11 protein-coding genes are annotated in these 15500 nt (G+C 36.8%); 7 read left to right on the forward strand and 4 right to left on the reverse strand.

Annotation, left to right across the window (positions count from 1 at the left end):
* From WNY98_RS20230 to WNY98_RS20240, 3 genes are all read right to left on the reverse strand, one after another.
* Nucleotides 1-194, reverse strand: a 194-nt coding sequence (locus WNY98_RS20230; protein ID WP_342878773.1) for a multiheme c-type cytochrome, incomplete at its 3' end; no start/stop codon positions are given.
* Nucleotides 194-1744 carry a sulfatase gene (locus tag WNY98_RS20235; protein ID WP_342878774.1) on the reverse strand — a complete coding sequence of 517 codons (1551 nt, stop codon included), beginning with the start codon at nt 1742-1744 and terminating at the stop codon, nt 194-196. The genes WNY98_RS20230 and WNY98_RS20235, both read right to left, overlap by 1 nt.
* Nucleotides 1741-3306 carry an arylsulfatase gene (locus WNY98_RS20240; RefSeq protein WP_342878775.1) on the reverse strand — a complete coding sequence of 522 codons (1566 nt, stop codon included), beginning with the start codon at nt 3304-3306 and terminating at the stop codon, nt 1741-1743. Before WNY98_RS20240 ends, WNY98_RS20235 begins: the two co-directional genes overlap by 4 nt.
* Nucleotides 3307-3709: 403 nt before the next feature.
* Here WNY98_RS20240 and WNY98_RS20245 point away from each other — a divergent pair, with 403 nt between their 5' ends.
* The 5 genes from WNY98_RS20245 (at nt 3710) to WNY98_RS20265 (ending at nt 13164) form a co-directional block, all read left to right on the forward strand.
* Nucleotides 3710-7315: a TonB-dependent receptor gene (locus WNY98_RS20245; RefSeq protein ID WP_342878776.1), complete on the forward strand. Its 3606-nt coding sequence runs from the start codon at nt 3710-3712 to the stop codon at nt 7313-7315.
* A 65-nt stretch (nt 7316-7380) separates the two neighbouring features.
* Entirely contained in the window at nt 7381-8952 is a 1572-nt protein-coding gene (locus tag WNY98_RS20250; protein ID WP_342878777.1) for an arylsulfatase, read from the forward strand.
* A gap of 319 nt (nt 8953-9271) precedes the next feature.
* The gene (locus WNY98_RS20255) at nt 9272-10834 is read left to right on the forward strand and encodes a sodium/sugar symporter (RefSeq protein WP_342878778.1); all 1563 of its coding nucleotides are present in this window, start codon (nt 9272-9274) and stop codon (nt 10832-10834) included.
* A 764-nt stretch (nt 10835-11598) separates the two neighbouring features.
* Nucleotides 11599-12624 (forward strand): hypothetical protein, encoded by a 1026-nt coding sequence (locus tag WNY98_RS20260; protein ID WP_342878779.1) that lies wholly within the window; start codon nt 11599-11601, stop codon nt 12622-12624.
* 9 nt (nt 12625-12633) lie between these two features.
* Nucleotides 12634-13164 (forward strand): hypothetical protein, encoded by a 531-nt coding sequence (locus WNY98_RS20265; protein ID WP_342878780.1) that lies wholly within the window; start codon nt 12634-12636, stop codon nt 13162-13164.
* Nucleotides 13165-13208: 44 nt separating this feature from the next.
* Here WNY98_RS20265 and WNY98_RS20270 read toward each other — a convergent pair whose 3' ends face one another.
* On the reverse strand, nt 13209-13754 hold the full coding sequence (locus tag WNY98_RS20270; protein WP_181718195.1) for a TetR/AcrR family transcriptional regulator: 546 nt from the start codon (nt 13752-13754) through the stop codon (nt 13209-13211).
* Between the two features lie 102 nt (nt 13755-13856).
* Here WNY98_RS20270 and WNY98_RS20275 point away from each other — a divergent pair, with 102 nt between their 5' ends.
* Both WNY98_RS20275 and WNY98_RS20280 read left to right on the forward strand, forming a co-directional pair.
* Nucleotides 13857-14315 carry an HPP family protein gene (locus tag WNY98_RS20275; protein WP_024589688.1) on the forward strand — a complete coding sequence of 153 codons (459 nt, stop codon included), beginning with the start codon at nt 13857-13859 and terminating at the stop codon, nt 14313-14315.
* 50 nt (nt 14316-14365) lie between these two features.
* Nucleotides 14366-15400 (forward strand): nitronate monooxygenase, encoded by a 1035-nt coding sequence (locus WNY98_RS20280; RefSeq protein WP_342878781.1) that lies wholly within the window; start codon nt 14366-14368, stop codon nt 15398-15400.
* Nucleotides 15401-15500 lie beyond the last annotated feature (100 nt).

The following is a 15500-nucleotide window of genomic DNA, read 5'->3' on the forward strand; positions in this document are numbered from 1 at the left end:
TGGGTAGTAGTTACATTATTAAAATCCCCAAGCACGGTATCTTCATTGGCTAAAGCCATTGAACTTGCATGGTCTGATTGTTTCCAATCACGGGTTTGTTGTTGATGACAAGATTGGCATTCATCGTTTGCAATCGCTGAAAAACAACTGCATAAAAAAAGAATACTAAATAAGTGTTTTATTATATTTATCATTACAAATGCGACTTGCCTTGTTCAGTTAAAAACTTATCCCAAAAAATTAAGTAGTCATCAGGAGTAATTGTGGGAGACAAGCCTCTTAACGTCATCTGTGTAAGGTAGTGCTTTTTAAAAAAATCATCCCAATATGCTTTAACTTCTGGCGTTTCATCAATCATCCCTTGATCATTAGTCTCTTTTTGCCAGCGTTGAAGCTCTTTTCTCATGGTTAATAATTGCTCTTCATAATTCTTATTCAGTGCCAAATTATTCACTTCATCTGGATCATTAAATGTATCGTAGAGCTCTTCAATCGGCCTAGTGGGAGCAAAGAAGAGTGCCTGCTCATCAGTTAACAAACCTTTCGTGTACATTGATTCCATAAGCGCCAATACGGGATATTGCAGATGTTTGTAAGCATTAAAGTCGTTATATGGTTTTTCGGGATAAAAGTTTTTAATATATTTAAAGCGAAGATTTCGCACAGCCCGTACTCTGTCATCTGTCTCGTCGGTCCTATCTTTATGAGCATAAATATAATCTCTTTTTTGTTTGTTTTTTCCTAAAAATATATGCCCTTCTACGTAATCAGGAACCTTTAAGCCAACCAAATCAAGCGTTGTAGGCATGACATCAATTAAGCTAACTAGCTCATTATTAACTTGATTAGGCTCAATACCTTTTCCCCAAACAATAAGAGGCACTCTTAGCCCTCCATCGTATAACCACTGTTTATCACGCAGCATTGCACGCCCATGATCTCCAAAAATAAAAACGATTGTATTGTCTAGTACACCGGCTTTTTCAAGCTCAGAAAATAAATTACCGACCTTTTGATCTACAGTTTGTATTGTTTCTAAGTAAAGAGCCCAATCCCGGCGCGTAATATCATGGTCAGGGTAATAACTCGGAATTTTAACTTTTGAGGGATCAATAGGATTTTTTTTATCTGCAATAAAAGTACGGTGGGCTTCGCTATAATTAATTTGTGCAAAAAATGGCTGCCCGGAATACTCTTTTATATAAGTCTGCCATGCGGGCCGCTCTAAAAGCTTAAGATCCGTAGGGGCATGCGTATAAGCGCCTCCAGAGTATTTAACTTCGCCATCTTGGGCATCAAAAGCATTTATAGTGGTAGAAAAGTTAAAATCCGTTTTTTGTTTAGGACCCATCAATAAGTTTACATAACCAGCTTCACGCATAAATTGTGAAGTCATTTTAATATTCTCTGGTAAATAATAACCATCATCTAAGTGACTTCTATGGTTTTGCGCGCCTATGCTTGTAGCATGCATACCAGTAAAAAAAGCAGAACGTGCGGTAGAACAAACTGCCGCAGTGGCGTATGCGTGATTATAACGAATCCCCTCGTTTGCAAGTCTATCTAGGTTAGGTGTTTTAACTTCTGGAGTACCATATGCAGATAGATCTAAAGAAATATCTTCGAGTACCAACCAAATTATATTTGGTTTATTACTATCACTAGCACTTTGTGCGTCTGCTTTGTTAATAATAGCAGCGAAAATCAATACTAATGCCGTAAGTGCATATTTATAAGATTTCATTTTAGGCTCTTTAAACGTATAGATTGAAGTTCAATATCTTGAAGCTTTTGTTCCAGTAACTGAACTTTATCTGGGTATTTAGCCGCAAGATTGTGTAGTTCAGATGGGTCAGTATCAAGATCAAATAATTGAGGCGCTTTTGAAGTACCTGGGTCAATATTTTTTTTTGCTTTCACCCACGCTACATCTTTTTCGGTTGGCCTTATATACTTCCAACTATTCTCTCTTAAACCTTTTGCATGGGGAGTTTCTTGCACTAAGGTTTTACGAGCCAATTTACTTGCATCAAAAAGCGGTAATAATTTATTTTGGCTATCAATCGCCTCCGTCTCTTCCAAAGGCACTCCTAATAACTCAGCTATTGATGCGTATAAATCAATTTGGCTAAATAGAGAATTACTCACACCCGGTTTAACTCTATTAGGATAGTGAACAATAAATGGAATACGGGTTCCAGCTTCGTAAATACTGTACTTGCCACCACGGTATGGGCCATTTTGTTTATGAGTTCCAATACGCTTTAATGCTTCGTCATCATAGCCATCTGTTAAAACAGCACCATTATCGCTAGTAAAAATAACCAAAGTATTATCTAGTAAATTTAACTCTCTGAGTTTTTCCACCACTTGCCCTGTGGTCCAATCCATCTGAACGATTGAATCACCTCGAGCCCCCATGTTTGTTTTTCCCCTAAACATTTCATTTGGCAATCGAGGAACATGAATATCATGGAACGAAAATAGTAGAAAAAATGGCTGTTGACTTGATTTTGAAATGAATTGCTTTGCTTTATCTGATAAGACTGTATTAAATTCTTCATCGCGCCATTCTGCAGACTTTCCACCTTGCATCCACCCAATTCGACTAATGCCATTTACGATGGTCTTGTTATGCTGACTATCTGCCGCCTGCCTTAAAATCTCAGGATTTTCATAACCTGTAGGGCGCTTTCCTATTTTCTTATTGTAATTAACAAATAAAGGATCTGATTTTTCTAAATTCACAACATCATGATTCTCAAGAAAAACAGAAGGGACTCTATCTCCTGTGGCTGGAATCAGAAAACTATAGTCAAATCCAACTTCTAGTGGGCCAGGCTTAACATTTTCATTCCAATTTACTGGCGTATTACCATCACCGAGGCCTAAATGCCATTTACCAACAATACCTGTTCGATACCCTGCTGTTTGCAGCATTTTTGGTAATGTTTTTTGTACTTCAGAAATAACTAGCGGGGCATCACCTTTAAGTATGCGAATGTTTTTTCTAAAAGCATGCTCACCGGTCAGTAATGAATATCTTGATGGAGAGCATGTTGCGGCAGAGCTATGCGCATCAGTGAATCTAATACCATTTTTCGCTAACGCATCGATGTTTGGAGTGTTGACCTCAGTAGCACCATAACTACTTAAATCTCCCCACCCAAGGTCATCAACATAAAACAAAACAATATTTGGTTTTTCCGCACTATTTTGCGCCTCTTTTGCATAGGCATCCGAATAAAAAGTGTTGAAAATCCCAATACTAAATAACCCCAATACTAAAAGTTTATTTGGTAACATTCGAATAACCTCAAATTATATGTGTGAAATAACCAGTAACAGCTTTTAAATAGAAACCTTAAAATCCTAGCTAAAAATCAAGGAGATTAATTTTTAGGCTTCATATTAATGAACCAACAAAAAAAATCAACAAAAATGGCAACGATATCCTTTCAAAAGTCAAAATGAGCCATTAACAAAAACACTTATAACCCTCTCTAAAACCACTATTAATCAACTGTTATTGTGTATTAGTTGTTATTTATTGACCATAATTGTTAAATATTATTGGAAAAGCTTAAGCTTGTACGTTACGATTAGGAATCAAATAAGGACAACGCAATCCCTTCTCGGTTTGGTTGATATTCAATCGATAAAGTAAGGCGATCACACACAATACAATAATGGTTAATGGGTAACTAAGATGAAAAGTCACTTTAAATTAAACGCCATATCAGCTGCAATAATCTGCACATTTGTTTCAGGCATTTCTGTAGCTGAAGAAAACACTGATGAAAAAAAGAAAGTCGATAAAAAAGAATCCGACGTTGAGGTTATCACTGTAACCGGCTTTCGAGGTAGCTTGCAGCGTGCAATGAACAATAAAAGGTTCTCTGAGGGGGTTACAGATTCAATCCATGCGGAGGATGTAGGTAAGTCAACAGACCAAAATATTGCAGATGCTCTCTCTCGTGTTACAGGGGTTACAGTTCAGGAGTCTAATGGTGAAGGTACTAAAATATCGGTCCGTGGTGCTAATTCTAATTTAAATAATATTTCAATGAACGGAGTTACCCTAACAAGCGGGCTTTCAGGATCAGGTTCTAATGCATCAGCAGAGCAAGGTGTTGATTTAAGTTCATTTTCATCTGATATTCTATCGTCGATTGAAGTGCAAAAAACAGCATCAGCAGATCAAGATGAAGGCTCTCTGGGTGCAAACGTTGTATTGAAAACCATTAAACCATTATCTTTAAAAAAGCCGATACGCAGTATAGAACTTCAAGGTCGTTATAACGATTACTCTGAAGATGCAAACCGAAAAGTCTCCGCTTCTTTTTCAGATAAATACCTTGATGACTCATTAGGTGTTATTTTCACTTTCGCTGATGAAACTCAAAATACTCGAAGAGATGAGTATAGTGCTAGTTGGGATGATGAGATTCATAGCGCTAAAGCAGGCAAAGCTAGAGATTTTTCGACAGGACAAATTATTACAGAAGAAAGTGAGTTTTTATCTCAAAGTTCACAAAGTTACGGTTTAAATTTAGATAAACGAGATAGGCAGTCTATAACCTTAGGGTTACAGTATCAACCAACTGCTGATACCGACATCCAATTAGATCTTACCCACTCTAATCAGGAGGTTACATTAGATAATCATCAATATGATCTGCAAATTTTATCAAACTTAAAAAATAAAAACAGTGATCCGCAAGAGGATTGGTGGACCATAAACAATGAGAATCATACATTGGTTAAGCGCCTTGATCGTTCAAATCGCGGTCGAGTATTTCGCCTTAAAGGTGGCTCTGAAATTAAGAACAATATCGGAACACTTAGCATAGACCATCATTTTACAGATAACTTTTCTGGTAAACTAATAGCTGGTTATTCTAAAACAAGCCAAGACTCACTCCCCAACGCTAGAGTTATGTTAGCAGGTAAATCTAACACAAATAAATTACCAATAACATCAAATGATCCAAATGAAGTAACTTTACAGCCGCAAGGTTACGATTGCTCAAGTGGTAGCTGTCAAATTATCGCTAATAAAGGCTTTATCCAATTTCCAGATGGCATCACCGACCCATCTTTTGGTTTAGCACCAGGAAGAACAAATCCACTCGACATCCAAAACTTTCGAGTAGGGAATGTATCTAATGATGAGGATCATAATTCAGATATCAATAAGTCTCTATTCCTAGATTTTGACTGGAATGTAGATTATTTGGGCGTTACTAAGGTTGAGTTTGGAGGAAAGTATTCAAAGAGAGTTAAAGATGTTTACTCCCTTACAACTAAAATTCTAAACAACTCGGTAGTAGTTGACGCTAATGGAGACGAGCTAAGTATCGGAGGTCTAACAGATATAACAATGGCCGATCTATTAGTATCCAATGATTTTCCTGTAAATAACTTTATGGATGGTATTGCAGATCCTAATCAAGTCCACTTTTTAGATGGATGGGGAATAGTAGACCCATTCAAAGCGCTTGCTTTAGCAACCGATAGTGAGTCGGGTTTAGATGTAAAGCCACAACCTGATGAATCTGCATCAAGAATTATTGAGCAAGAAGTAAATGCACTATATGGCAAAATTAATTTTGAATACTTTGATGGACGCCTAACCGGTAACATTGGTCTTCGCTACGTAAAGACAGAAACCAACGCAGAGGCGTTTAATAAAATTCAGTTCCAAAAAACGCCGATTCTTTACGACTTCTACGATTTAATCTATAACCGAGGGCTAGCTAATGGTAATTTGCCTGTATGTGATTTTGAACCTCAGTACCCTAATGATGATGTAACTCAAACACCATCAAACCTTCCAGCTTCTGGCTCTTGTGCAGCATGGCAGCTTATGTATAACTATGACATGAATGATCCATCTACTTTCCCTGATTTTGTTAATCGTGATGGTGATACTTATCTAGCACCATCGGCTTTAAATTCAAGCAACCCTAACTATATTTTACAAGTAGTCTACAACGACGATGGTAGCGTTCAACACGTGCTTAATAATGGCGTATCATCATTAGATGGACGCTCAACAGAAAATCCTGATTTAGCAGCATGGCTTGACCGCTCGACTATCGATGAGTTTATTGACCCTGCAACAGGCCAACCTCTAGGTTTAAAAGCAGGCCTTCGCTCTAAACGCGCAAAAGGCTCGGCTAGCAACGATATTTTTCTTCCTAGTTTAAATCTAAATTATAAATTTAGTGACGACTTCATCGGCCGTTTCTCGGTTTCAAAAACAATGTCTCGTCCTACTTTCGACTCGACTACGCCAGGGGCTAATATTGATGAAAAATACGTTAGTGCTTGGGGAATAGGCAAAGCGAATAATGTAGCTCTAAAACCTCTAGAATCTACTAACTTAGATCTTTCTTTTGAATGGTACTTTAACAACTCTGGTTTAGTTTCTGTTGCATTTTTTCATAAGGACATGACAAATTTTGAAGAGAATATAACCGAAACCTATATTTGGAAGGATATCCGAACAGACTACGACTTGTCGTCAGTCGACTCAATCTATGATGTACTCGTAGAGCCAACGCTAAAAGAGGATGCCGACGGTAATCCTATTCCTGATACGCAAAATTCTCAACTTAATCAATATGAAGAAACACCAGGCACACCTTTAGATGAAAGTGGTAATACTTGTATGCCTGATAGAGTTGCTCACATTGAATTACAAGACTCATTAATAGCTAATTGTCACACTGTAAAATTAGCAACCGTAAGAAATGGTAAAGGAGCGACAACTCAAGGCATTGAAATAAACTATACACAAAACTATGATTTCCTACCTGGTGCATTATCAGGCCTAGGCTTAAGTGTAAATTATACATACGCAGAGTCGGAGAAGGACATTGAAGTTAGTGCCGTTTCAGGTATTTCAGTAGCACCATTACCTCAAGCTTACACGCCAAAACATTCAGCTAATACAACTGTTTTTTGGGAGAAAGACGATTTAATGCTGCGCCTTGCGCATCGTTATAGTTCAGTACAACTTGTAAACGATAACTTTGCATTTGGCCAAGGTGTTGCGTGGTTAGATTCAACAAGTAAGTTGGATTTTAGTTCAACTTATAAAATTAATGATAATTTTACGCTTAGCTTTCAGGCGCTTAACCTCACAGACGAAACAAATAGAACTTTTCTAACAAGTAGGAATTATATAATTGATGGAGAAGTTTATGATGAGGGTAATGCCCTTGATCAATCGGTAGATACAAGCAGAACTATTTCTGAATACCGTACTGGTCGTCAATATAGAATAGGCATAAGAGCTTCATTCTAACTACTGACATAGTTTCAATTATTTAAATGGGCTTAGTTTGCCCATTTAACTTTAGGCAGATATTTATGAACTTCAAAATTAATTCTTTATGTTTTTTCACTTTAACAGTGCTTTTAGCAACAAGTGCACACGCAAAACTTACCAATGATGATAAGAAACAAACAGAGCAAGTAAACACAACTGCTTTAAATAATCAAAAACCGAATATTGTAATATTTTATGTAGACGACCTTGGTTACGGTGATTTAAGCAGTTACGGTATGAAACAAGCTCAAACCCCAAATATTGATGCATTAGCAGCTGAAGGGATACGTTTTACTGACGCGCACAGTTCTGCTGCGACATGTACACCTTCTCGATATTCATTGTTAACCGGCCAATATGCCTTTCGCAATAATGCAGCAATTTTACCAGGTGATGCTCCGCTTATCATTGATCATACTAAGCCTACACTACCTAAAATGTTGCAAAAAGCAGGCTATAAAACGGGTGTTGTAGGTAAATGGCACTTAGGGCTTGGTGATGGCTTTGTTGACTGGAATAAAGCTGTAAAGCCAGGGGCAATAGAGCTAGGATTTGATTACAGCTTTTTAATCCCTGCGACAGCAGATCGAGTACCCACTGTATTTTTAGAAAATCATCACGTAGTTAATCTAGACCCGAATGACCCAATAACGGTTTCATATGAAAAACGTATAGGGAGCCGCCCTGTCGGTACAGAGCACCCTGAGCTACTCAAAATGTCAGCAGATCTTCAACATAGCAATACCATTGTTGATGGTGTTAGCCGCATTGGTTGGATGGCTGGCGGAAAGTCTGCAGAGTGGAAAGATGAAGAATTTCCTTTTGTTTTTACCAACAAAGCAATTGAGTTTATTAACAGCAGTAAGAGTGAACCATTTATGCTGTTTTTTCCATTCAGTGATATTCACGTACCTAGAGTTCCAAATAAGATGTTTGCTGGTAAGTCAGGCATGGGGCCAAGGGGTGATGCAATATTGCAAATGGATTGGATGTCGGGACAGATTATTGATGAGTTAAAAAAACAAGGTTTATATGACAACACGCTTATTATATTTTCTAGCGATAACGGCCCTGTAATGGATGATGGCTATGCAGACCAAGCCGAAGAGCTACGAGGAGATCATGATCCAGCGGCAGGTTATAGAGGTGGAAAATATAGTGCATATGAAGCCGGAACACGTGTACCTATGATTATTACTTATCCTATAGGAATTAAAAACAATGGGGATAGTAATGCATTAGTTAGTCAAATAGATATTTATAAATCACTCGCTGAATTAGCCGGTGTTAAGCTAGACAACAGCGAAGCAATTGATAGTGAAAATATGTTGCCAGCTTTTTTAGATGCTAAACAGAGTGGACGTACAGATATGCTTGAAGAGTCATTTACTTTGGCAATTCGCAGTGGAAAGTGGAAATACATAGCGCCATTTAATGGGACCACTCCCGACTGGCTTGCAAACAAAACCGCAATTGAAAATGGCTTAAAAACTGAACCACAGTTATTTGATTTATCAAAAGACAGAAATGAGCAACACAATGTGGCAGATAAATACCCAAAATTAGTATTTTCGCTACAAGCTAAGATAAATAAAATTAAAGCCCGTAAGTAATAAATTTAAAAGATGCCGAGGTTGACTATAGGTAGTTAGTCTCGGCTATTTAAAAGCAGTCAACTTACGCTTATTCAGACTAATTTAATTGGTTATTTCATAATATAAAACAGTTTTACTAGCTGAAATCCACCCCTACTTCGCTTACGGATATCACTTTTAATCTTGTTACTATACTTATAAAAATCAGCGATATAAATAATCTAATTACTAAAAACATTGTATTTACTTAAAAATATAAAAGACAAACTCAAAACAGGAGGGATAACGTTATCCTATCCGTTTTTATATTTTAAAATACAAATTATGAGGAAAGTTAATGAAATTAGACATATTCGATTCTAGTGTGTTTGTAGCTTATGTATTAGGACTACTAATACTCGCGTTATGGATATCAAGAGAAAGCAAACAGAAACAAAAAAACACTGAAGATTATTTTTTAGCCTCTAAGTCTCTTCCTTGGTGGGCAATTGGTGCATCATTAATTGCATCAAATATATCTGCAGAACAGATTATTGGAATGTCAGGCTCTGGTTTTGCAATAGGTATGGCTATCGCATCGTATGAATGGATGGCTGCAATAACACTATTAATTGTCGGCAAGTATATGCTGCCTATTTTTTTAGAAAATAAAATTTTTACTATGCCCCAATATCTTGAACAGCGCTTCGACAGCAAAGTTAAAACTGTTTTAGCTCTTTTTTGGCTTGCCGTGTATGTGTTTGTTAATTTAACGGCTGTGTTATGGCTAGGCGGGCTTGCAATAGAAACAGTTGCAGGTGTTGATTGGATGTACGGCATGATTTTTTTAGCGCTATTCTCTGTAGCATACTCTTTATATGGAGGTCTAAAAGCAGTTGCTTACACCGATATATTACAGGTAGTCCTTTTGGTATTCGGTGGCCTATTCTTAGTTTATTTAGCATTAGATGAAGTATCTAGCGGGCAAGGTGTGCTTGCAGGATTCGGTATTTTAACTGAGCAGCTACCTAATCACTTTGATATGATTTTAAGCCCAGATAACAGTAATTATATGAGTTTACCTGGTATATCTGTTTTAGTTGGTGGCATGTGGATAATGAACCTTAGTTATTGGGGGTTTAACCAATATATTATTCAAAGAGCTTTAGCAGCAAAAAGTATTAAGGAAGCCCAAAAAGGCATTGCATTTGCCGCATATCTAAAACTACTAATGCCAATAATAGTTGTACTACCAGGGATTGCCGCAGTTGTGTTACACCCACAGTTAAGTTCACCAGATCAAGCCTACCCATCAATGATGGAATTAATGCCCTCGGGTATTAAAGGACTTGTTTTTGCTGCTCTAGTCGCCGCTGTAGTTTCCTCATTAGCCTCTATGACAAATAGCATATCAACTATATTTACAATGGATATTTATTCAAAGTTTCAGCCGGGAAAAGCTCAAAAGCACTATGTGAAAGTAGGCCGACTTGCAGCTTTAGCTTCATTAATTATTGCTTTAATAGTGGCAGAGCCGCTACTAGGTAAATTTGATCAAGCCTTTCAATATATACAGGAATTTACAGGATTTTTCACTCCGGGTATTGTTGTAATATTTTTAATGGGGATGTTTTGGTCAAAAGCGAGTTCAGCCGGTGCATTAGCTGCAGGTGTTGGCTCCGCATTATTTTCCCTGATTTTAAAATTCGCATACCCTGAACTCCCTTTTATGGATCGCGTTGGTATTGTCTTTTTATTATGCCTAGTTATCTGTGTAATTGTCTCTTTACTAATAAAAGATAAGGGCGTAAGCGAAAGTGTGGATTTAAAAGAGATAAGCTTTGCGACTGAGACTAACTTTAACATAGCGACCCTAGGTGTCGTAATAATCCTAACAGCGCTATACGCTGTATGGTGGTAAAAATTAAATCGTAAGATTTAAACAAGTGTGTATGTCAAATCAAAGTCACTCATAATTTGAGTGGCTTTTTTGGTTTTAAGGAGAGTATTCACGAAGAAGTAAGATTAAACTATAAACTAGTAAATTAACGTCCTTTCCTCTCGAACGTTGTTGCTTAACTTAAGAGTTCAAGATACGAGCAAAAGTTATTTATTTTTGAAATATGGCAATTTATTAACTTCAATACACTTTAAAAATAACTTGGTTTGTAAATTAAGTATAGTTAAGTGGTAATCAGGTAAACTGTTAAAACGTCTACTTTGTACCAATGTAGCTCGGATAAGCGAAGCGCCATCCGACACAGTAAAATACTTTGCTAATTGTTATCCATATTTTATGTAGTTGAGTGGCTGGAGAGTGCCAATTGCAGCCATTCCGGTATAACTCGTTTCTGCCCCAAGACGTGTTAAAGTAATTACTCTATAGGTCGGCTTTGAGCGAAAACCGGTCATTGAAATTGGCTAAATCTTAGAGTTAATTGATTGGTCAAACTGCTCTTTACTCATATATTTATGAAAATGACCGGCGCGTGCATATTGTTCTATTTAACTTTTCTTTAAAGTTTTAGAAAACTTAGTGATAGTAATACCTTAGGTTATTTGTTAAAACTATATAAAGTAGACAAATGAGCGTTTAGTCGGCAGGAATATGCGCGATGAGTGCACTATTAAATTGTAAGCACCCTGAGTAAAAATTAAACACTGAAGTATCATCAAGGAATAGAGATGGAAGAAGCAAAAGTTACCTTTTACCGCTTTGATAAATGTGGCTTATTTGAGTATGGAGCGGAAGAATCTAAACTGGGTGAACTTCACGATTTTTTAAATCAGCTGATGGTATGGGTTCAAAGGAATGGTAAGCCTCTTGATGAAACTTGCACCTATGCGATAGAGGAAAGCGAGGATGTGAGTAGAACATTTTGCTACGACATTGTGAAGAATGGTGTTACAGGCGACTTCCTTCTTACGACATGGAATGAAACTCCATCTTATGAAGGAAAAGTTGCAGCTGTAAACTCAAAAGGTAAATTTGGTGAAGCCAAAGTTGAGTTTACAAAGCTCCCCAAAGACAGTATTCCTGGCTATGCGACTTACTTCTGGATTGTTCCGTCTAAAAATGTATTTGCCTCTATTAGGTTTCAGCATGTTTTGAACGGGAAGAAAAATTTTGATAAGTATTTTAAAGAATTCATATCAAAATTTAGTGAATACGTTGTGTTAGGAAAAAGTGAGACATCAGACTTTCAGATTATTGGATATGCTGAAAAAGAAGATGATGACCCACTAAATCTTTATGCATACCTAAAAACGTCCATTTTGAGGAAGCCAGGTCAGACTGATTATATCGTTAATAATTTTCCAAAAATTAGGAAAATCACTAGACATAATTGTCTATCACCTAAATTAGCAAGTAGTCAAGATCTCTGGCAAAAAGCACTTCAAGGCCTTGGGCTTAAAAAGCAGAAAAAACTGAATTCTGATGTCAACTTTTCTTATGAGTTCTCATTTAAACCAAGTAAGGATGAACTTACTGAAATGATTAAAGAATGGGAAGCCAATCATGATTCTAAATGGGATGATATTGGCTTCACATTGACAGGAGAGCAAAATCCGCGTTGGTTGAGTAACTCGCTAGCACGAGATACGTTTGAACTTGATGTAAAAAGGGTCAATGATGAAGTGGTTGATGCTCAAAGCATATTGGATCAAGTTACAGAAAAACGAGACTTGATACTGGCACTATTAAAGTAAGGTTCCGTGATGAATATTTACATAAAAGTAGTTGGAGTAATAATTTTTGTTGGCATTGTCGTAGCTTCAGCTCTTCTTGGTAAACATATTCCATTCAAAGAACAGATGCCAATCTATGATGGTCTTAGAAGTACATCATCAATAATTTTTGCTGTAATGGGCGCATGGATTGCACTTCTTTATCCAAGTAAGTTATCCAAAGCCTTTGGAAAAAAGGCGTATGATGAGAAGAAAGATGATATAGAACAAATCAATAGGTTATTTAGGCCGTTAATTTACTCAACAGTAATATTAATGGTCGTAATTAGTATGTCCTTTGTCGTTCCTTTGGCAAAGCAGATTGAATCATTGCTTCAATACAAAGAAATATTTCGCTCTCTTAGTTTCGCTATAATCGGCTTACTGACATTCGTACAATTCTGGTCATTAATTTTGACACTAATACCTGGTGATAGCATTAAAGATGATTTAGATGAGGTAAAACAAAGAGAAGAAATGTTAAATAGAATGCGTCCAGGCAAAAAGGGCACTAACAAGTAAATCCATGTGACGCCTACGGCGCACCTGATTTAGACGTTTAGCACTCAATAGCGTTGTAAGATTTTCAAAGTACTTTGAATCATATCAGCACTTTTTCCTGTCATATATGCGGTTACAATCACGCCTTCTTTTAGTAAACAAATAGTATTTAAAAGATCTTCTGAATTATTAGTTAATTTACTTTTAATAAGTTGACGTACTTGATCTTTATGGTAACGACAATAACAAGATATTTCACTTTTTGGATCGCTAAACTCAGCCGATGTATTTATAAAAAAACAACCTCTAAAATCACCCAGTTCAGGTTCATTTCCTATAAACCAGCTTTGTAATGATGCAAAAAGTACATTAATTAATTCTTGATCATTTGTGGTCTTTTCTAATTTAGATTTTAACCAATTTATAAAAATGAAGTGTCTTTTTCCCAGCGTCGCAATGACTAAATCATTTTTCCCATCAAAATGACTGTATAAGGTTTTTTTTGCAATACCTGATACTTTTATAACTTCATTTATTCCAATTGAGTTAACGCCATGTTGATAAAACAGCTCTAATGCGGTTTTTAATAACAACTCTCGCTTTTGATTCATAATAAGCTCCATAAAATTATCAATATAATATTGACATGAGTAGAACGAGTTGTCTACACTAACAAGGTAGACAGGTTGTTCTACTTTTTTTGTGAGGTATTTATGAATCGTTATTTATTAGCTGTAATTGCTGGTTTTGGTGCATTTATTGCAATTGGTTTATTGTCATTAACTGAAACTAATTTTAATGATATTGTTTTAATAATGGCTCCATTTGGTGCAACTACTGTACTTGTGTTTGGAGTGCCAGATAGCCCATTAGCTCAAGCCAAAAATGTAATTTTTGGGCATTTAATTACTGCCTTTATTGGAATATTATTTTATCAATATGTAGATGTAACACCGTTAACAATAGCTTTAGCAACAGGTTTAGGAGTTACGAGTATGTTAGTTTCAAAAACCACACATCCACCTGCGGGAGCTAATCCAATTTTAATAATGCTTTCAGGGCAAAGTTGGTTATTTTTGGTGACGCCAGTATTAATTGGCTCTATAGTTATCGTTTTGGTGGGTAAAGGGCTTCAAAAGCTTCAAAGCCATTACTTTAAATCAGAGTGCTAATACGGCGTTAAATGCCTAAATAAAATATATCGCATTCAGGAAGAATAATTATGAATCTATGCAGTATCCTCGGTATTGAAAAGCCAATAATTCAAGCTCCAATGGCTGGAGTACAAAACTGGGAGTTGGCTGCAGCAGTATCAAACTCTGGTGGGCTTGGCTCTATTCCTTGTGGAATGCTGACTAAAGATCAGGTCTTATTCGAGATTATAAATTTCAGAAAACACTCAAATAAAACTTACAACTTAAACTTTTTTTGTCACAAAATGCCTGAGATAAATCATCAGACACTTGAAGCATGGGAAGAGCAGCTTTTACCGTACTACGAGTCTTTTTCGATCAAGCCTCTAAACGAAATTTCTGGCTTAAGGGTTCCTTTTGATGCAAACCTTGCTGATGCAATAGAGCCCCATAAACCACCAATACTTAGCTTTCATTTTGGTCTTCCATCCGCAGAGCTTGTAACAAGAATAAAGTCATGGGGAACAGTTATAATTTCTTCAGCTACGACCAAGGAAGAAGGAGTGTGGCTAGAGGAAAATGGAGCTGATATTGTCATTGCTCAGGGCTATGAAGCTGGAGGTCATAGAGGTATGTTCATGACTTCGGACGCATCAACTCAACTTCCGACGTTAGAACTTGTAGCTTGCTTAAAACATGAATTATCTGTACCAGTTGTTGCTGCAGGTGGAATAGCTACAAGCACAGATATCAAAGAAATGATAAGGCTAGGTGCGTCAGGAGTTCAAGTTGGAACTTCTTACTTGTTATGCGATGAGGCGAAAACAAGTGCTATTCACAGGCAAGCAATAAAATCAAAAAACAGCGTAACCGCTTTAACTAATATATTCTCAGGTCGATTGGCGAGAGGTATTACTAATAAAATAATGAAAGAGTTAAATTTTATTACGAGTAAAGCGCCAGAGTTTCCTTATGCATCTATAGCTATTGGTCCTTTGAGATCAAAAGCTGAATCCCAAGGTAAATCAGATTTTACTCCACTGTGGTCAGGTACTGACCGAAGTGGTTGTAAAGAGATTTCCGCTACTAAGTTAACCTATGAGTTATGGGGGGACGGCATTTAACAAGTGACTATGGTGTCAATTCTTAATTTCAAACCATTTTAGGATCCCACATGACACCATCCCTCACCATAGAATTTATGATTACTATAAGCTTTCTTAT

The organism is Pseudoalteromonas sp. AS71, from assembly GCF_038900275.1.
GTDB lineage: Bacteria > Pseudomonadota > Gammaproteobacteria > Enterobacterales > Alteromonadaceae > Pseudoalteromonas.